This window comes from Brucella thiophenivorans, assembly GCF_002252445.1.
GTDB lineage: Bacteria > Pseudomonadota > Alphaproteobacteria > Rhizobiales > Rhizobiaceae > Brucella > Brucella thiophenivorans.
In genome coordinates this window covers 234,402-253,167 of record NZ_NNRJ01000051.1, presented here as the reverse complement: position 1 = coordinate 253,167, position 18,766 = coordinate 234,402, and the positions used below count along the sequence as shown (strand labels likewise).

The following is an 18,766-nucleotide window of genomic DNA, read 5'->3' as shown; positions in this document are numbered from 1 at the left end:
AAGTCTTTATTTCTTACGCAGTTTATCCCAAAGATCGCAGAAGCTGCGGTAACGTTTTGCCATTTCAGCAATCGCGTCTTCATCGCTCATCTTGTCAGCAAGCCACTGCCGCGCAACATCACCCAGAATGGTGCGCCCAATGGCAAAACCCTTCACAAGATCAAAACCGGCTGCGATTTTAAGGCTTGCCTCCAGCTCTTGAGCAGGCGCATCAAGCCCCAATACGACGATGCCACGTGTGTAAGGGTCATTGCGGTTGATAACATCGCAGGCATTGCGCCATGCCTCGGCGGTCTTCAAAGGCTCAAGCTTCCACCAATCAGGATAAATGCCGATCTCGTAGAAGCGATCAATGATTGTCGCTGTGGTTGTATCATCCACAGGACCAACCTTTGAAGGGATGACCTCCAGCAGAAACTCAAGGCGATTGCGCCGTGCAGCAGTGAATAAGCGTGTGACCGTGGCTTCTTGTTCAGCCTTCATCTCAGCACTATCATCAGGGTGATAGAAGCAAAGAACTTTTACCACATTCTCGACAGGCCATTCGACAAGGCCACCACAGTCAGAGCCTAGCTCTGGTTCAAGCTCGAGTGGGCGCGATCCTGGCCACTCCGTCGGGCGTCCGATCCACAGACCCGTGCCGGAAGCGCGATGGAGCGCATCACGTCCAAGCCGACTATCGCACAATATGCCATAGCCATTTTGTCCGCCTGAAACCTCCAAGGCAGCATTCAGGCATAATTCTTTGAATTTACCGATCTTTTCGCCATCTGCTTTGGCTTCCTGTGCCATTTCTTCAAGCTGAATACGGTGGTCGAAAGCGAAGACGCGCATATGCGGCCAGTTGCCATTTCGGTTGGTCGACCAGTGCACCTGTTCGAGCGCCACATCCTTGCGCAAAGCCTTGTCGCGAATGCCGGTTTCGAAGAAATATTGCAGTTCTTCCCAGCTTGGATAGGCGGGGGTGCAGCCATGACGCGATACCGCAAAAGCACCACAGGCATTGGCAAATTTCAGACTAGTCGGCCAGTCTTCATCTTTTAACCAGCCGCGCAGCAATCCAGACATGAAGCCATCACCTGCACCGAGCACATTAAATACTTCTATAGGGAAACCTTCACCCGATTGCCCCTTATCGAGATGGTCAGGAATGTCGCCTTCAAAAACTACAGCCCCCATTGGGCCGCGCTTGCAAACCAGCGCTGCCTTGGTGACTTTACGAACGGCCTTGAGCGCTTCAAGCGTATTTGTTGATCCGCCTGCGATATGAAACTCTTCCTCGGTGCCCACGATAAGATCGAAGAGATGCAGCGTAGACTGCAATTTGGCGGTCACGGCAGCAGATTCGATAAAACGGTTCTCACCATCGCCGTGACCCGCAAGTCCCCAGAGGTTAGGACGATAGTCAATATCGAGCACTGTACGGCTTTGGTTTTCGCGCGCCAGTTTCAGAGCTTTAAGCACGGCTGCTTCGGTGCGCGGATGCGACAGGTGTGTGCCTGTTGCAAGCACGCATCCGGCTTCGGCAATGAATGCGGGATCAATATCATCTTCGCAAAGCGCCATGTCGGCGCAGTTCTCGCGATAGAAAATCAACGGGAAATGCTGCTGATCACGAATGCCGAGAATGACAAGCGCAGTCAGGCGCTCAGGATCGGTAACGATGCCTCGCGTGTCGACACCTTCTCGCGCCAGTTCGCGTAAGAGAAAGCGGCCCATATGTTCGTCGCCTACACGGGTAATAAGCGCCGATTTAAGGCCGAGACGCGCTGTGCCTGTGGCAATGTTGGTGGGGGAACCGCCAACATATTTGTTAAAGGATGACATGTCTTCGAGAAGACCGCCCACCTGTGCGCCGTAAAGATCTACCGAAGATCGGCCAATCGTAATCAAATCCAGCCGCTTCATGAAACTTCTCCCTCGGCATATGCGTCGTTCATTCTACTTTCGATTAAAATGGATTTATTATTCCATTTCAACTGAAAAATAGAATACTGATATGCTTTTAGGATTGGCGTGCTGTTCCGACAGCCACAGAAAGCGTAATCGCAAGACAAAGCGTTGCGGAGAGCGATCGGAACGCGCCGAAGTCGACTTCGGAAACGAGCAGTGACTGTTGGGCGAACTTGCTCATAGGGCTCACAATCGTGTCAGTGATGGCAATCACATCAACGCCGCGCGCACTTGCATTTTCCGCCATGGCAATTGTTTCGGGGGAATATGGCGAAAAGGAAATGGCAATCAGAACATCACCTTTGCGGATTGTGTGCTGGTTTTCGAGCTTACCCACGGTGCTGTGCAGCATGGCTGGAACTTGCATCTTTTCAAGAGCATAGGCCAGATAGCTTGCAACCGGAAATGCGCGACGAACGCCGATGATGTGGATAGTTGCAGCTTTGGCAAGCAGTTGGACCGACCGTTCAAGCGCTTGAGGCTCAATCGTTTTCAACAGGCCTTCAAGCGATGTGCGTCCTGCTTCGGCAAACTCTGCCAATAGAGCCGGGGCGCTTCCCGATGCCGTTTCGCGTAAATGCTCAAGCCGCGTAGAGTAATCCGGCCAGCCGCCAGCATAGGATTCTCGAAAAAGCTTCTGCATTTCCGAAAATCCGGAAAAGCCGAGTATCTGACAAAAGCGCATAAAGGCCGAACTTTGAACGCCTGCGCCTTCTGCCATTTCAGCGACCGTCGAAACAGCGATCCGGTCCTGATTAGCCGCGACATAGTCGGCACATTGCTTGAGGCGCTTAGGCAAGCGGTCTGCAACTTCGCGCAGTTTTGCTTCGAATTCTTTGACATTGGACGGTGTTGGGTCTGGCACATCAATTTGCCCAAGCGGTGCATTTTCGGCGTCCATTGCTGTCCTTTCAGAAACGTCCTCTTGACATCCTATATATCACAATCTAGCAAAATAGAATAAATATTCCATTACCCTGAGGTCTCCCGCAATAATCGGGGAAACACGGAAGCGGAATATAGGAATTGTTTGGTCGGTCAATCGAGGATGACCGCTTTGGGAGGATGAAGGCAATGGTTACACGTCTTGCTCTGCTCGGTGCTGGCCGTATCGGTAAGGTTCACGCGGGAGCAATCGCTTCCGACAAACGTGCGAAACTTGTTGCGGTGGCCGATGCCAATCAGGAGGCGGCAAGCGCAATAGCCGATGCCGCTGGAGCAGATGTTCGCACGATTGAGGAGATTGAAAAATCATCTGACGTGGATGCGGTGCTAATCTGCACGCCGACCAACACCCATGCCGATCTGATTGAACGGTTTTCGCGGGCCGGCAAGGCGGTTTTCTGCGAAAAGCCGATTGATTTGAATATTGAGCGCGTACGCGCCTGCCTTGGCGTTATTGGGGAAACCGGCGGCAAGGTCATGCTTGGCTTCAATCGCCGGTTCGATCCGCATTTTGCGGCCGTTCGCAAAGCGATTGATGATGGTCGCATCGGCAAGGTTGAAATGGTCACCATCACCAGCCGCGATCCAGGGGCACCGCCTGCGGGATATATCAAGGTTTCCGGTGGTATCTTCCGTGATATGACAATCCATGATTTTGACATGGCGCGTTTTCTACTGGGCGAAGAAATTGCAACGGTTTCTGCATCTGCGTCGGTTCTGGTCGATCCCCAAATTGGTGAGCTAGGCGATTTCGATAGTGCAAGCGTGATTCTGACCACCGCTACGGGTCGCCAATGCGTGATTTCAAATTCGCGTCGGGCTTCTTATGGCTATGATCAGCGCATCGAAGTGCATGGCTCGGAGGGTGCAGTTTCTGCTGAAAACCAGCGCCCGGTTTCCATCGAAGTCGCTTCAAAGGAAGGTTACACGCGTCCTCCGCTGCATGATTTTTTCATGACGCGCTATACAGATGCTTATGCTGCGGAAATTGCCTCTTTCATTGATGCGATTGACAGCGGTAAAGCGCCAACACCTTCGGCAGAAGATGGATTGCAGGCCTTGGCGCTTGCCGAAGCAGCTCTTCTTTCCGTCAAGGAAGGCCGCACTGTAAAAGTTGCGGAAGTTCTGCTCTAACCAAGCATTTTCGTTTGCCTTTTCCCATGATCAATTGCGATATGCGGACATGGCTTATGAAATTGACAAGCTGCCGCTCGATGAGCTTTTCATGCCCGTAGCTAATGCCACGGCTGCATTAACGAGGCTCGACGAGCGGCTTGCCCGCTCACCGATCCGCGAGGGTATGATCGAGCGCATGCATATGCACGACGCGGTTGCCTCCATGTGGCTTGAGGGTGAGCTGGTGCATCTTGAGGATCTGGTGCTGCACGATGCATTGATGGATACGCGCATGCCAAGCCACGCGCTAACAATCGCTCACTCTGTGCTGCGCTTGCGACGTCAGATTGCCGGACGTTCGGCAAGCTGGGCCTTGAGTACTGCCGGTATTCGTCAATTACTGGGCCGGAATATCGAAGTGCGCGTAGAACCGGCTAAAGACTATAATGAGCCGGATGAGAGAGATAGCGATCCTCTGTTTGAGGACATTGATGCGCTTTTGGCGCACACAGATGCATTGCTGAAAGGCGTTATTCAGGAAAAACCAAAGCAACAATCGCCGGAGATTGATCCGCTTCTTTATGATGATGACTGGAATGAAGAAGAGCGGTTGCAGGAATGGCACGACGTTTTTGCGAATGCAGCGCATCTTCCGCCACTATTACGCGCGGCGCTCTTGCATGATGCATGGTTTTCTCTTGAAGTTGTACAGCGTTCCTCTTGGGTAGGGCGCCTGCTTATCTCTGCCTATCTGCGTCAGTCGGGCATTGCAACAGGGCATTTGCCAGCCATTAGCATTGGTTTGCGCACCAAAAGACCGGACGAGCGGCGTTCGCAAAATCGTCTCGTTCGGCTCAAAACCTTCTTCGCGTCAATTGAGGAGGGTGCTGAGACCGTGATGAAAGAGCATGATCGTCTGATGCTTGCGCGTGAACAGATGCAGCGTAAACTCAAAGGCCGTCGTTCAAATTCTCGTATGCCACAACTTGTTGACATGTTGATGAAAAGCCCACTTGTTTCAACCAACATGGTTGAGAAAGAGCTCAACGTTACGCCGCAGGGCGCGCTCAAATTAATCGTTGATCTTAATCTGCGGGAAATTACCGGACGAGGGCGTTTTCGCGCATGGGGTGTTCTGTAAATCTATTTCTTCATGCATTTGTTACGCAGATGGGCTGCGAAAAGCTGGTATTCATTGCGTCGGGCAGCATTGGCACGCCACACCAGCGCCAATGAACGGAAATTATGCTGCCCTTCATAAGGCACGATGCTGATTTCGCTGCCGCGTGTCACACCCGCTTTGATTGCAACCTCTGGCAAAAGCGTTACGCCCATGCCGAATTCCACAAGCTGCACTAGCGTCATGATGCTTGTTGCATGAACGTCACCGCCGGTATGTGCGGGCTTTGACCCGATCGCCGCCATCACATGTTCCCGTAAACAATGGCCGGTCTCAAGCAGGAGAAATGGCTGATCCCGCAAATCGCTTGCATCAATACGATCACGGTTAGCAAGCGCATGATCTCTTCGTACCGCAAGAAAAAACGGATCTTTACCGATTTCCGCGACTTCGAAATCATCAAGATCATAGGGGTGAGCCACCAGCGCGACATCAAGCGTGCCTGAACGCAAGGTGTCGAGCAGCGTGCGCGTCAGCCCCTCGCGAACGCTTAATTGTAAATCTGGAAAAGCTTTGGCCGTTGAAGGCAGCACCTTTGGCAATAAGAAAGGCGCAATGGAGGGAATGACACCCAAACGCAGGCGCGTTGTCAAAGGGCGCTCAGCTTGTTTTGCATGTTCGGGCAGTTCTTCGATTGAAGCGACAATTTCCCGCGCCCGGTCTAAAAAATCCTCTCCCGCAGGCAGCAACTGCATGCGCCTTCCTGTGCGATCAATCAGAGTGACGCCGATTTCGGCCTCCAAAGCCTGTATTGCGGCGCTAAGCGTCGATTGGGTGACACCAACCGCCTCGGCTGCACGCGAAAACGAACCGGCTTTTACAAGCGCGATAAAGTAATGGAGTTGTCGAACGCTGATATTGAGCATCTTATCTAACACATTCCCTCATCGTTATAATCGATGGATTGGATCGTTTTAATCGCTTTGACCGATTGAACTACAGTGCCTATAAACGACTCACAAGCGGATAATTCTGAAACTTCTGAATTTTCTGCATAACAACGAATTTACAGGCAGGTATGAGATGCTCGGTATCGGTGACAAGCTTCCTTCTTTCAAAGTAACTGGCGTTAAGCCAGGCTTCAATTTCCACGAAGAAAACGGCGTTTCGGCGTTTGAAGAAGTGACCGAAGCAAGCTTTGCAGGTAAGTGGAAGGTCATCTTTTTCTATCCGAAAGATTTTACCTTCGTCTGCCCTACCGAAATTGCTGAATTTGCGCGTCTGGCTTCAGATTTTGAAGATCGTGATGCAGTCGTTCTGGGCGGTTCGACCGACAATGAATTTGTGAAGCTTGCATGGCGTCGTGATCATCAGGATCTCAACAAACTGCCAATCTGGTCGTTTGCCGACACCAATGGTTCTTTGGTTGACGGTCTTGGTGTTCGTTCGCCAGATGGCGTTGCATATCGTTACACGTTTGTTGTTGATCCAGACAACACGATCCAGCACGTCTACGCAACCAACCTCAATGTTGGCCGCGCTCCTAAGGACACGCTGCGTGTTCTCGATGCTTTGCAGACTGATGAGCTTTGCCCATGCAACCGCGAAGTCGGTGGCGAAACGCTTAAGGCTGCTTAATCAGCATAAATTATCTGATACAAGGCGGGTTAAAACCCGCCTTTTGTTTATCAAGAACTGACACATGACATTTTAAAGAGGGTTCCATGTCCACTGATGATCTGAAATCGAAAATCCCGGATTTCGCCAAGGATGTTCGTCTCAATCTATCGTCCATGTCGAGCGACGAAACGCTGACACCTCAGCAGAAATATGGCTTGTTTGTTGCTTGTGGTATCGCTTCGCGCAATGCAGATGTGCGCAAGGCGCTCGTTGCGGAAGCTGCTGGTAAGGTTGACCCAAGCGTTATTCAGGCTGCCCAATCTGCGGCTTCCATCATGGGCATGAACAATGTCTATTATCGCTTCGTGCATCTTGCTTCCAATAAGGAGTATCGCACGCTGCCGGCAAAGCTGCGTATGAATGTGATCGGCAATCCGGGCGTGGATAAGGTCGATTTCGAGCTTTGGTCGCTGGCGGTATCAGTTATCAATGGCTGCGGCATGTGCATCGATGCGCATGAGGACGTTCTACGCAAAGCCGGTGTTTCGACAGAATCGATCCAGGCTGCTGCACGTTTTGCTGCGATAATTCAGTCAGTTGCTATCGCACTCGAAGCAGCCGACACCGAATAAAATTTATAAACGTTGATAAAAGAAAAGCCCGCATGGATCAATCCACGCGGGCTTTTTTGTTTGCATTTCAATGGAGCTTATTCGCCGCGTTTAAACGAAATGAAGGCAAAGCCGATCAGCGAGACCACTGCTGCAGCAGTCATATAATAGCCGACATAAGTGAAGCTATAATGGGTCGCGAGCCATGTTGCGATGTAAGGTGCAACAGATGCACCGAGAATGCCTGCTAGATTAAAGGTCAGCGATGCGCCGGTATAGCGAACCGAGGTCGGGAACGGTTCAGCAAGTGCCGCACCAATGGGACCATAGGTTAGGCCCATCAGACCGAAACCAATGATGAGGAAGGCCAGAACGCCAGTCGTTCCGCTGAGGAAAAGTGGAGCCATGATGAAACCGTAGAGGCCGATCAAAACCGTTACGATGATCATCACCGGGCGCATGCCGTACTTATCGGAAAGAATGGCAGCAACCGGAATGGTGAGGCCAAAGAAGATCACGCCGATCATTTGAAGGATGAGGAATTCTTCGCGACTATAGCCAAGCGCACGCGTTCCCCAACCGAGCGAAAACACGGTCATGAGGTAGAAAAGCACGAAGGTTGCAACGGCGCCGATAGTTCCAAAAAACAGGCTCGATTTATGCTTCTTGAAAAGTGTTGCGACAGGAACTTCAACGCGCTCAGCTTTGTCGATTGCCTTCTGAAATTCGGGTGTTTCAGAAATTTTCAGACGAATGAAGAGGCCAACGCCAACCAGCAGAGCACTCGCGATGAAAGGAATACGCCAGCCGAACGACATGAATTGTTCTTCGGTCAGTAATTCAGCGAGGACCAGGAAGATACCTGTTGCCAGAATGAATCCTACGGGGGCGCCGAGCTGTGGAAACATGCCGTACCACGTGCGCTTGCCTTCTGGTGCATTTTCGGTTGCGAGCAAGACTGCGCCGCCCCATTCACCACCAAGTCCAAGGCCCTGTCCCAGACGACAAATTGCCAGCAGAAGTGCGGCCCATACGCCGATGGATTCGTATGTTGGCAGGAAGCCAATTGCGACGGTGGAAATACCCATTGTCATCAAAGCTGCAACAAGCGTTGCCTTGCGGCCAATCTTGTCACCAAAGTGACCGAACAGCGCGCCGCCGATAGGACGTGCGAAGAAGGCAATCGCGAAGGTAGCCAGCGATTGCAGCAGCGCTGAGTTTCCGTCGCTGGCGGGGAAAAACAGATGCGGAAACACGATTACCGCAGCTGTTGCATAGATATAAAAATCAAAGAATTCGATTGTTGTACCGATCATGCTCGCGGCCAAAACGCGGCGCGCAGAATTTTTCTTCGGAACAACTGCTTGAGCGACAGTCATTGTTTCTATCCATATTTGTGGGCCACAGGAATAAGGGGAAAGGCCCGAGATGGTGCTTTCTTAGTGCCACAAAACACGAAACCGCAAGCTTAAAAGGGCTTTTACGTAATTTTCTGATTTCGAATGTGGTGTTTTCGAAACAAAGTGAAGGGCAGGGAGCCGTGAGAGTGCTTTAGGCTGAATTCCTTCAGAATAGGTGATTCTGGAATCACTTGGCTTCCGGCTGGCTTGCCAATCGAATATTGGTAATGAACATTTATCCCTGAAAAGCAAAAATCCCGGACAAAGCCGGGATTTTGATGCCTAAACCAATCGAAAAAACTGGAGCGGGCGAAGGGATTCGAACCCTCGACCCCAACCTTGGCAAGGTTGTGCTCTACCCCTGAGCTACACCCGCTCGCGCCAGCCTTCTCTGAGAGAGGTCGTTTCCGTTAGGCAAGCGCTATATGGACTAACGCATTTGAGATTGCAACAGGGAATTTTGTGTTTCGACTAAGTTATTTACAAAGGTTCACAAGCTAATTTATCGCTTGTGCCGAGAGATGCTAATGATGGAGGCAAATGCTGCGAAGCCAGCCGCGACCAGCAGCATACTGGGGATATTGGTAACGCCCCAGCGTGCCAAAAGAAACGCGATAAAGGCGGCACCAAGTGATTGGCCCATGAGCCTCGCCGTTCCCAGCATGCCGCTGGCAGCACCACTCCTTGCACGTGGCGCAGATGTAATGATCATGCGGTTGTTGGGCGCCTGGAAAAAGCCAAAGCCGATACCGCAAATTGCCATGCGCCAGCAGATGTCCTGTACCGTAGGCTGTTCAGGCAACAATCCAATCAGCGCAAGTCCCGCTGCAAAGATAACAAGCCCGATAAGACCGAGCTTTGCAGGTGAATATTTGTCGGAGAATTTACCCGACAAAGGCGCAACGATGGCCAAAGCAATTGGCCATGGCATCATCAAAAGACCGACCTCAATGGGCTTAAACCCATAAACGGTTTGAAATAAAAACGGCAGGGAGATGAAAGCCATCATCTGCGCCAGAAATGACATGATGGACGTACATAAGGATAGGCTAAAAACCGGGATGCGCAGCAGATCAAGCGGCAGCAGCGGATCAGTGGTGCGCAGCGAGCGGCGGATCAGCCATGTTGCCGCACCAACGCAAGCGACGGCCTGCAATATCAGCCAGATTGTATCAAGCCCACCACCCGCACTATCGATTACAGTTACCAACAGTCCGAGTGTAAGCGCGCTGAGAATTGCACTCAGATAATCGAAACGCCGCGAAGAGCGCTCATTATCGGGCAGGCTTCTCAAGCCCATAGCAACGGCCAGAACGCCAAGCGGAATGTTGATCACGAAAAGCCACGGCCAGCTTAGTGAATGCAGAATAACGCCTGCCAGCGTCGGGCCGATTGTGGATGACACAGCGACGAATAGTGCATTGAGGCCGATTGCCGTGCCAAATTTGGCTTGTGGTACTGTAAAGCGCAGCAGTGCGGTGTTGACGCTCATGAGGCCAGCAGCGCCAAAGCCCTGAATGACCCGCGCAATTGTCAGTGCCTCCAGAGAGCGAGAGAATACGCAAGCGATAGAGGCAAGTGTGAAGAGGGATACGCCTAAGAGATATATGCGGCGATAGCCGTAAATTTCGCCCAATGCCGCCAGAGGCAGAAGCGTTATAACGATTGCGAGCTGATAGCCATTGACGATCCAGATTGAAGCGGCTGGTCCTGCCGAAAAATCGGCTGCAATTGTGGGAAGTGCGACATTGGCAATGGTGCCGTCGATGACCGCCAGCGTAAGCCCCACCATTAGGGTTGCCCATGCCCAATAAATACGTGGCTTAGGGAGGCCATCCGGTGCAACGAATGTCCCGTCTTTGGTGACTATTTCATGCTTCATTTCATCGACCAATGATTGGGTGCAGCGCGCAAACCGGCGCGCTTTAATTGAAGGCGAATTGTTGCAACCTTATCCTGATTGGTAAGGTCAGCAAGTCATCTAGCTCACAATTGCCGGTGAAACATTGGTTTTAACAGCTGGTAACGCTATTGTGTGCCGCTTTCGTTCCGATATTTGAGGTTCATCACACGCTCATAGTGGCGAGGATTGAAGCTGAGATAGAGCGGGCAAATGCTCAAAACCAAAACAAGATGCAGAATCCAGCCTGATGCGAAACTGCCGGTGAGACTATGCAAGAACGCGGTAGCGATAGGTCCGAGAGCCGCAATCAGAAAACCACCGCCCTGCATCATAGCGGCGAGTGCGCCTGCTTCTTCCGGTTTTTGCAGATGATCAAGCGATGTAATCATGGCAAGTGCAAAACTGCCACCAAGACCAGCGCCACAAATAGCAGACCAGAACAACGGTGAAAATTCGGGGATGAAGGCAAGACCTGCAAAACCTATGGCCTGCATTACCAGTGTGAGCAAGAGCCACGGGCGACGGTCAAAATTGCGACGAGCGAGCAAGGGAAGCCCAAAGGCTGCAAGCGCCTGCGCTATTGCCATAACCGCGATTAGGTTTCCGGTTGCTGATGCCGGCATTCCTAATGATTGATAGTAGGGGGCCAGCCATGCCACCATGGAGGAATAGCCTGCATTCACGAGGCCGAAAGCGATCATAAGCACCCAAGTGCGCCGACGATGCAAAAGCTTTCCGCTTATACCCGATTTTGAACCGGAAGATTCGGTTTCCCGAAGAATAGGGATCGCCGTAAAGAGCGCCAGTATTGTTGGAACTGTAAGAACTGCAAGTGCGAAACGCCAGTTATGGTCAGAACCGGCAAGCCATGGCGTCAGGCGAGCGCCGAGTGCGCCGCCGCCCATGATCATCGCCGAGTAAAGACCTGTAATCGTCGCAATGCTTGCCGGAAAGTTTGCTTTGATCAAGCCCGGCATCAGTGCCTGTATCATTGCAACACCCGCGCCACACATGACAGCGGTAAGAACCAGAGAAAACCCATCCGGCACAAAACCACGCAGAGCAGAGCCTGCCGCAAGGATGCTCAGTGCTGTGAACATGCTGCGACGCGTTCCGATGGTTGACTGAATGCTTGGCGCGATAAATGCACCAAGCCCCATCAGCAGCATAGGCAGGAATGTGAGCAAAGACAGTGCGCCAAAGCCCATGCCGGTATCTGAAGCGATATCGGAAAGTATTGGTCCCGGCGCAGTCAGAAACGGCCTGAGATTGAGGCCAATCAGAACGACTAGAACGATAAGTGCAATAGGGCTTGCGTTAGTCCCGACACTGGTTTGCTTTGTGCGCATGATGACGCCAGTCATCTATTTCTGCTTTTCCTGCCAGCGCCGATAAAGCGCCGCATTGTCGTCGGGCGAATAATGTTCAAAGCGGATACCAGTCTGTTCGCCTATGGGTTTGACTAGTTCACAAGCGATTTTCGCTGTCGAAAGGTCAAACGGTTCGGCTTCATCATTGGAATAAGCAAATATGATTTTATTGACGCCAGACATCCGCATTGCAGCAAAACACATGGGACAGGGCTGTCCGCTTGCATATACGCTGCAATCATCCAGTCGTGGCGACTGCAAAACCTTTCCTGCAGCACGCAATGCTAGAAGTTCTGCATGTGCAGTTGGATCGCAATCGGCTTGCATGCGATTGACACCGATCGCGATGATCTTGTCGTCTTTTACGACAACAGCACCGAAGGGGCGACCGCCCAGTTCGACATTGTCATAAGCAAGAGCGATCGCCTTTTGCAAAAACTCCTGATCTTTATTCATTTTCCACCTGCCTTTTCAAGCATTGCTACCATGGGCTTAAAACCCCGCTGGCGGGCATGTTGTAAAGGCGTAACGCCGTCTTTATCGGCCAGATTAACGTCTGCGCCGCCATCAATCAGCAGTTTCACAATATCGATGTGGCGTTGCCCGCCATCACCAAGAATGATCGCTTCCAGCAAAGCGGTCCAGCCGAGATTATTGACGTGATCGACATCTGTGCCTGCTTCAATCAACGTTTTAACTGTTTCAACATGTCCACGTTCAGAGGCGGGAATTATTGCGGTGCCGCCATAGCGATTGGTACTTTTGAGATCCGCACCATGGGAAAGGGTGAGTTTGAGTATTTCAAGATGTCCTCGCGCGCCTGCATAAAGATAGGGACTATCGTTGATGGAATCCTTGGCGTTCACATCGGCACCGGCTTCTATAAGCGCACGCGCAACATCGACATGATTGGCGTGCGTGGCTACAAGAAGCGCTGTTTCGCCCCTCTTTCCACGGATTTCAAGATCGGCACCTACCTTGATAGCCTGTTTGACGGCACCGAGATCGCCGACGGAGGCGGCTTCGATAAGCGTTGTTTTCGCTTGTGCTACGGCGTTATTTTCAGACAATGTTGGTTCGGTCATGACTATCGTCCCTGCAATCAATGCTAAGGTACTCAAGCTGAAGAGTGTTTTACGCATCGGCTGTGCTCCTTACTTATTGCTAAAATAATCACGATAAGTCATATTTAAAAATTAAATGTTCAACTGGTATTCATTCAATAAATGAATAATGCATTCAGCCTCGATCTCTTGCGTGCCTTTGTTGCTGTTATAGACAGTCGCAGCTTCACCGCTGCGGCCCAACAATTGCATTCGACACAATCAACCATAAGCCAGAAAATTTTGCGCTTAGAAGAAGCGGCTGGGCAATCTCTGCTGGAGCGTGCGCGAAATGATGTGCGGCCAACCGATGCGGGTGAGAAACTGCTTGGTTATGCACGTCGTATGCTTCATCTCCACGATGAAGCTGCAGCAGCCATAACCGGCAACGCTTTGACTGCGATATTTCGGCTTGGTCTTGCAGAAGATTTTGCGGCTAAACTGGTCACGCCAGCGCTTGCGGCCTTTCTGCGCGGCCATCCTAATATAAAGCTTGAGGTAACAAGTGGCCTAAGTCGCGAGTTGCAAAAAGGATTTGAAACCGGCGAGTTTGATCTCGTGATGATCAAACAGAAACGCGGAGAAACAGTTGGCACGGCACATTGGCCTGAACCTTTATCATGGCTGGAAAGTGCGGAATATCCGGTTTCAGATACCGACCCTTTGCCGCTTGTCGCTTTCCCGCCAAATGGGCTTTATCGCAGCGACATGATGGAATCGCTCGACCATATCGGCAGGCCATGGCGCGTTGTTTTCACGAGCTCCAGTCTTGCAAGCGTTCAAAGTGCGGTTGCGGAAGGGCTGGGCGTAAGCCTGTTGCCAACGCGCGTGGCGCAACCCGCACATAGAATCGTACCTGCGAGTGCCGGTTTGCCGACTGTTGATCCGATGGAGATTGTTATCCAGCATATGGAAAGTAGCCCAGACCAAATCAGGCAACTGGTCGAGATGCTCCGGGAAATCGTGAGCGAATAAATCCCAGTTCTCATTTTTCTGATCTGCTGAAATCCTATCAGGGGACATAGCCGTTTTTGCATTGACTGATTTTGTATCCAGGATATTGTGTCCAGAAAAGTTGGGAGGCTTTTCTATTGGCGGCTTTTGAGTGGCGTAGTCAGACCCGTTTGCTGGACGAAGTTGCAGAAGCACTTCGCGAGCGAATTTATGCGGGCGTTTATGCGCCTGGTGCTATTCTTCGTCAGGAACATATGGCTGCTGAATTTGGTATCAGCCGCACGCCGCTGCGCGAAGCCCTGCGTGTTCTTGAACGCGACGGACTGGTCATTCATTTACCAGGCAGGGGCGTTCGTGTGGCCTCTGCTGATCTCACCCGTCTCATTGATGCCTATGCCGTGCGTGAAGCACTTGATGGTGTTGCGGCGCGTTTTGCTGCTGAACGGGCAACGGATGCCGATATTGCCAAGCTTCGCACGTTTGTTGCTAGTCAGGGGGCAGTCGTCGATCCGTGGGACCCGAAAGCCTACACGCAATCCAATGTCGATTTTCATATGGCGGTGATGAATGCGGCGGGTAACGCCTCGCTGATCGCCTTCGTGCCGGTTCTGCGTATGACATCGCAGGTTTTTGCACCGTCCTTTTCGCTTTCGGTAGACCGGGCGCGGGATGCGATCCGCGAACATGGCGCAATTGTTGAGGCCATTGCCGCGCGCAATGGCGAAGAAGCCGAACAGCTGGCGCGGGCGCATATCCGCGCAACTACGGCGAGACTGGAGGCTGAAAGACCTCTGCGGGAGAATGAAAATGAAGCATAACAACACAACCGGCCAAGCAGAACTTTTGCGCTATGGAAATTTTATCGCGGCTCAATGGCAGGACGCAGTTGGCGGCGAGCTTATTACGCTCAAAAACCCTTCTGATGGTAGTGATCTGGCGCTGATTGCACGCGGTACAAAAGCCGATGTTGATCTGGCTGTCGCTTCAGCGCGCGCGGCCCGCTCCGGCGATTGGGGCAAGCTCACGGCCACTGAACGTGGCCGGGTTCTGCATCGCATTTCCGAGGAAGTGTTAAAAAACATTGATCTTCTGACTGATCTCGAATCAAAAGATGTTGGTAAGCCGGTGACGCAGGCACGCGCCGACGTGGTGGCACTTGCGCGCTATCTGGAGTTTTACGGCGCATCCGCCGATAAGGTGCATGGTGACACGCTGCCTTATCAGAATGGCTTTACTGTTCTGAGCATCTACGAGCCACATGGTGTGACCGGACACATTATCCCGTGGAACTATCCAATGCAGATTTTGGGGCGCAGCCTTGGTGCAGCGCTTGCCATGGGCAATGCGGCGGTGGTGAAACCAGCCGAAGAAGCATGTCTGACCATTCTTGAGTTTGCAAAAATTGCGGAAAAAGCCGGGCTGCCAAAAGGCGCTTTGAATGTTGTAACCGGGCTTGGCGCAGAAGCGGGTGCAGCGCTATCCGAGCATCCAGACGTCAACCACATTTCGTTTACCGGTTCGGTTCGCACCGGCGAGGCAATACAGGCCGCAGCGGCGAAAAACACTATTCCTGTAACGCTGGAACTTGGCGGTAAGTCGCCGCAGATCGTCTTTGCTGATGCGGATATTGATCGCGCCGTGCCGTTCCTTGTCAATGCCGGCATTCAGAATGCGGGCCAGACCTGTTCCGCTTCGTCGCGTATTCTGGTTGAACGCAGCATCTATGAAGATGTCATTGCACGTATGAGCGAACGTTATCGCGCCTTGAAAGTCGGCCCCGCAGGTGCAAATCCTTCTGTCGGCCCGGTCGTCTCGCAACGTCAGAAAGCAATTGTCGAGAGCTATCTCGATCTTGCAAAGCAGGATGGTCTGGCAATTGCCGCTCAGGGTGAGCTTTTGGCAGACGCGCCAGAAAGTGGAGCCTATGTGCTCCCGACATTGATCCGCGATGTGCCTGCCGATCATCGTCTTGCGCAGGAAGAAATCTTCGGCCCGGTGCAGATTATCCTGCCTTTTGACACCGAAGAAGAAGCTATCGCGATTGCCAACGGCACGTCCTTTGGCCTTGTTTGCGGCATCTGGACCAATGATGGTGGACGCCAGTTCCGTCTGGCGCGCGCCATCCATTCTGGTCAGGTGTTCATCAATAATTATGGTGCTGGAGGCGGAATCGAACTGCCATTTGGCGGCGTGAAGAAGTCTGGTCATGGCCGCGAAAAGGGTTTTGAGGCGCTTTATGGCTTTGCCTCGCTGAAAACGATTTCCGTGTATCACGGATAAATACAATACTGGGAGAATAACAGTGTCGCTTGAAGGTAAGGTCGCGCTCATTACGGGAGCAGGTTCGGGATTTGGCGAAGGCATGGCGAAACGCTTTGCTAGAGACGGCGCGAAGGTCGTCATCGTGGACCGCGACAAGGCGGGTGCCGAGCGTGTAGCAGGTGAAATCGGCGATGCAGCACTTGCTGTTGCTGTCGATATTTCCAAGGAAGCTGACGTTAATGCTGCTGTGGATGCAGCAATCTCGAAATTTGGCAAGGTCGATATTCTGATCAACAATGCCGGCATCGGTCACAAGCCACAAAGTGCGGAACTGGTCGAGCCAGACGAATTTGATCGGATTCTCGGTGTCAATGTGCGCGGTATTTATCTTATGACGCGCAAGCTGATTCCACATTTCAAGGCCAATGGTGAGGGTGTGATTCTCAATGTTGCTTCGACTGGTGCCGGTCGTCCGCGTCCTAACCTCGCCTGGTATAATGCGACCAAGGGCTGGGTCGTATCGGCTACCAAGGCGCTCGCAATCGAGCTTGCACCAGCAAAAATTCGCGTTGTTGCGCTTAATCCGGTAGCTGGTGAAACCCCGCTTCTCACTACTTTTATGGGCGAAGACAGCGAAGAAATCCGCAAAAAATTTCGCGATTCCATTCCGATGGGCCGCTTGTTGAAACCTGACGATCTGGCTGAAGCTGCGGCTTTCCTTTGCTCGCCTCAAGCCTCTATGATTACAGGTGTTGCGCTCGACGTGGATGGCGGACGTTCAATTTAATAATTAAAGAAAAGGGGAGTTATGGGTAATCTGCTGAAAGCCGGGCTGATAACAGCCACGATGCTGGCATCAATCAACGGTGCCTTTGCAAAAGACACAATGGTGGTTGGAGAAGTGCTGGAGCCGCCCGGCCTTGATCCGACGGCCAATGCTGCTGCCGGTATCAGGCAGGTTACCTATGCCAACCTTTATGAAGGTCTGGTTCGGATTGTCGAAGATGGCACGGTAAAGCCGCAATTGGCTGAAAGCTGGACGCTCTCCGACGACAAGAAAACCTATACGTTCAAGTTGCGCGAGGGCGTAAAGTTCCATGATGGAACGCCATTCGATTGCTCGGTTGTTAAGTTCTCCTATGAGCGTGCAGTGGCTCCCGATTCCACCAACGCGCAAAAAGGCCTTTTTGAACCCATCGCCAGCACGGAATGTCCTGATCCAGCGACCGCGGTTGTCACGCTGAAGCGCCCAAGTTCCAACTTCCTGTTTAATATGGGGTGGGGTGATGCGGTGATGATCGCTCCAAATTCTGCGGCAGATAACAAGACCAAGCCGGTTGGCACAGGTCCTTTCAAGTTCAAGCGCTGGGTACAGGGTGACCGCGTTGAGCTTGAACGCAATCCCGATTATTGGGGTGAGCCTGCGAAGCTTTCAGCCGTTACGTTCCGTTTCATCAGCGATCCGTCAGCAGCCGCAGCAGCTATTCTTGCTGGCGATATTGATGTGTTCCCGATGTTTCAGGCACCCGAGCTGATCAGCCGCTTTGAAAGCGACGACAAGCTTCATGTCGAAGTGGGTGATACGGCTGGCAAGGTTCTGCTTTCGCTCAACAATGCCAAAGCGCCGTTTGACAATGTGAAGGTGCGTCAAGCACTGGCCCACGCCATTGACAGCAAGGGCCTGATTGAAGGCACGTATTCGGGCTTTGGTTCGCCGATTGGTTCGCATTATGCGCCGGTCGATCCGGGCTATGTCGATCTCTCGGAAACCTATCCTTATGATCCGGCCAAGGCAAAGCAATTGCTGGAAGAGGCAGGCGTTCCGGCTGGCACGCAAATCACCATCACGCTTCCACCGCCAGCCTATGCGCGTCGTGGCGGCGAAATCATTGCGGCCATGCTTTCGGAAGTCGGCATTCAGGTCAATCTCGTGCCGATGGAATTTGCGCAATGGCTCGATCAGGTGTTCAAGCGCTCGGATTTCGATGCAACGATCATCGCGCATACCGAACCGCGCGATCTCGATATTTATGCGCGTGATAAATACTACTTCAACTATAACAGCCCGGAATATAAGGCCCTTTACAAAGCCTATGCCGAAGCTGGTAGCGATGAGGAACAACTCGAACTCGTCAAGAAGTTGCAGGAAAAGCTTGCTGCTGATGAGCCCAATATCTTCCTCTATGCACTGCCAAAAATCGGTGTGTGGAACAAGAACATCAAAGGTCTTTGGAAGAACATGCCGATCCCGGCTGACGATCTGACACAGGCCTATTGGGCTGAATAAAATATTTCCGCTCCGTCGTCTGTGCGGCGGGACGGTTTCCCGCGAATGGCTGTGCGCTCCATAACAATAAGGGGAGAGCGCATGGCGAATTGGAATGTGGAAAGTGGGCAACCCAACTTTTC

Annotated in this window: 17 protein-coding genes and 1 tRNA gene; 9 read left to right on the top strand and 9 right to left on the bottom strand. The window is 52.1% G+C overall.

Translation table 11 applies throughout. The features are described from left to right. Nucleotides 1-6 precede the first annotated feature (6 nt). Nucleotides 7-1,908, bottom strand: a complete 1,902-nt coding sequence (locus CEV31_RS15210; protein ID WP_094508006.1) for a bifunctional 5-dehydro-2-deoxygluconokinase/5-dehydro-2-deoxyphosphogluconate aldolase — start codon at nt 1,906-1,908, stop codon at nt 7-9. Nucleotides 1,909-2,005: 97 nt separating this feature from the next. Beyond that, on the bottom strand, nt 2,006-2,854 hold the full coding sequence (locus CEV31_RS15205) for a MurR/RpiR family transcriptional regulator (protein ID WP_094508003.1): 849 nt from the start codon (nt 2,852-2,854) through the stop codon (nt 2,006-2,008). Between the two features lie 173 nt (nt 2,855-3,027). Between CEV31_RS15205 and iolG the strand changes: the two genes are divergently transcribed. Continuing rightward, entirely contained in the window at nt 3,028-4,032 is a 1,005-nt protein-coding gene (gene iolG, locus CEV31_RS15200; protein WP_094508582.1) for an inositol 2-dehydrogenase, read from the top strand. A 49-nt stretch (nt 4,033-4,081) separates the two neighbouring features. Further along, nucleotides 4,082-5,155, top strand: a complete 1,074-nt coding sequence (locus tag CEV31_RS15195; protein ID WP_094508001.1) for an RHE_PE00001 family protein — start codon at nt 4,082-4,084, stop codon at nt 5,153-5,155. 2 nt (nt 5,156-5,157) lie between these two features. On the opposite strand, the gene CEV31_RS15190 is transcribed toward CEV31_RS15195, so the two are convergent. After that, nucleotides 5,158-6,060: a hydrogen peroxide-inducible genes activator gene (locus CEV31_RS15190; RefSeq protein ID WP_094507999.1), complete on the bottom strand. Its 903-nt coding sequence runs from the start codon at nt 6,058-6,060 to the stop codon at nt 5,158-5,160. Between the two features lie 157 nt (nt 6,061-6,217). Here CEV31_RS15190 and CEV31_RS15185 point away from each other — a divergent pair, with 157 nt between their 5' ends. Further along, on the top strand, nt 6,218-6,772 hold the full coding sequence (locus CEV31_RS15185; RefSeq protein ID WP_094507996.1) for a peroxiredoxin: 555 nt from the start codon (nt 6,218-6,220) through the stop codon (nt 6,770-6,772). 86 nt (nt 6,773-6,858) lie between these two features. Continuing rightward, the gene (locus CEV31_RS15180) at nt 6,859-7,386 is read left to right on the top strand and encodes a carboxymuconolactone decarboxylase family protein (RefSeq protein WP_094507994.1); all 528 of its coding nucleotides are present in this window, start codon (nt 6,859-6,861) and stop codon (nt 7,384-7,386) included. Nucleotides 7,387-7,463: 77 nt separating this feature from the next. On the opposite strand, the gene CEV31_RS15175 is transcribed toward CEV31_RS15180, so the two are convergent. The 6 genes from CEV31_RS15175 to CEV31_RS15150 all read right to left on the bottom strand — a co-directional run bounded on the left by CEV31_RS15175 (nt 7,464) and on the right by CEV31_RS15150 (nt 13,180). Beyond that, entirely contained in the window at nt 7,464-8,744 is a 1,281-nt protein-coding gene (locus tag CEV31_RS15175; RefSeq protein ID WP_094507992.1) for an MFS transporter, read from the bottom strand. 322 nt (nt 8,745-9,066) lie between these two features. Further along, nucleotides 9,067-9,141 (bottom strand) — tRNA-Gly (locus CEV31_RS15170). A gap of 126 nt (nt 9,142-9,267) precedes the next feature. Next, nucleotides 9,268-10,647, bottom strand: a complete 1,380-nt coding sequence (locus tag CEV31_RS15165) for an MFS transporter (RefSeq protein WP_094507990.1) — start codon at nt 10,645-10,647, stop codon at nt 9,268-9,270. A gap of 146 nt (nt 10,648-10,793) precedes the next feature. Beyond that, nucleotides 10,794-12,032, bottom strand: a complete 1,239-nt coding sequence (locus CEV31_RS15160) for a cyanate transporter (RefSeq protein WP_235818121.1) — start codon at nt 12,030-12,032, stop codon at nt 10,794-10,796. Beyond that, on the bottom strand, nt 12,033-12,494 hold the full coding sequence (locus CEV31_RS15155; protein ID WP_094507988.1) for a nucleoside deaminase: 462 nt from the start codon (nt 12,492-12,494) through the stop codon (nt 12,033-12,035). After that, entirely contained in the window at nt 12,491-13,180 is a 690-nt protein-coding gene (locus CEV31_RS15150) for an ankyrin repeat domain-containing protein (RefSeq protein ID WP_210190931.1), read from the bottom strand. Before CEV31_RS15150 ends, CEV31_RS15155 begins: the two co-directional genes overlap by 4 nt. A gap of 84 nt (nt 13,181-13,264) precedes the next feature. Between CEV31_RS15150 and CEV31_RS15145 the strand changes: the two genes are divergently transcribed. From CEV31_RS15145 to CEV31_RS15125, 5 genes are all read left to right on the top strand, one after another. Next, complete coding sequence (locus CEV31_RS15145; RefSeq protein WP_094507984.1) at nt 13,265-14,116, top strand: LysR family transcriptional regulator; 852 nt, start codon at nt 13,265-13,267, stop codon at nt 14,114-14,116. A 116-nt stretch (nt 14,117-14,232) separates the two neighbouring features. Then, a complete protein-coding gene (locus CEV31_RS15140; protein WP_094507982.1) occupies nt 14,233-14,913 on the top strand; it encodes a GntR family transcriptional regulator in 681 nt (226 codons plus the stop codon). Beyond that, nucleotides 14,903-16,375 (top strand): aldehyde dehydrogenase family protein, encoded by a 1,473-nt coding sequence (locus tag CEV31_RS15135; RefSeq protein ID WP_094507980.1) that lies wholly within the window; start codon nt 14,903-14,905, stop codon nt 16,373-16,375. The genes CEV31_RS15140 and CEV31_RS15135 overlap by 11 nt, the downstream gene beginning before the upstream one ends. Before the next feature lie 22 nt (nt 16,376-16,397). After that, nucleotides 16,398-17,144: an SDR family oxidoreductase gene (locus tag CEV31_RS15130; RefSeq protein WP_094507978.1), complete on the top strand. Its 747-nt coding sequence runs from the start codon at nt 16,398-16,400 to the stop codon at nt 17,142-17,144. A gap of 21 nt (nt 17,145-17,165) precedes the next feature. Further along, nucleotides 17,166-18,644 (top strand): ABC transporter substrate-binding protein, encoded by a 1,479-nt coding sequence (locus tag CEV31_RS15125; protein ID WP_094507976.1) that lies wholly within the window; start codon nt 17,166-17,168, stop codon nt 18,642-18,644. Nucleotides 18,645-18,766: the final 122 nt, after the last annotated feature.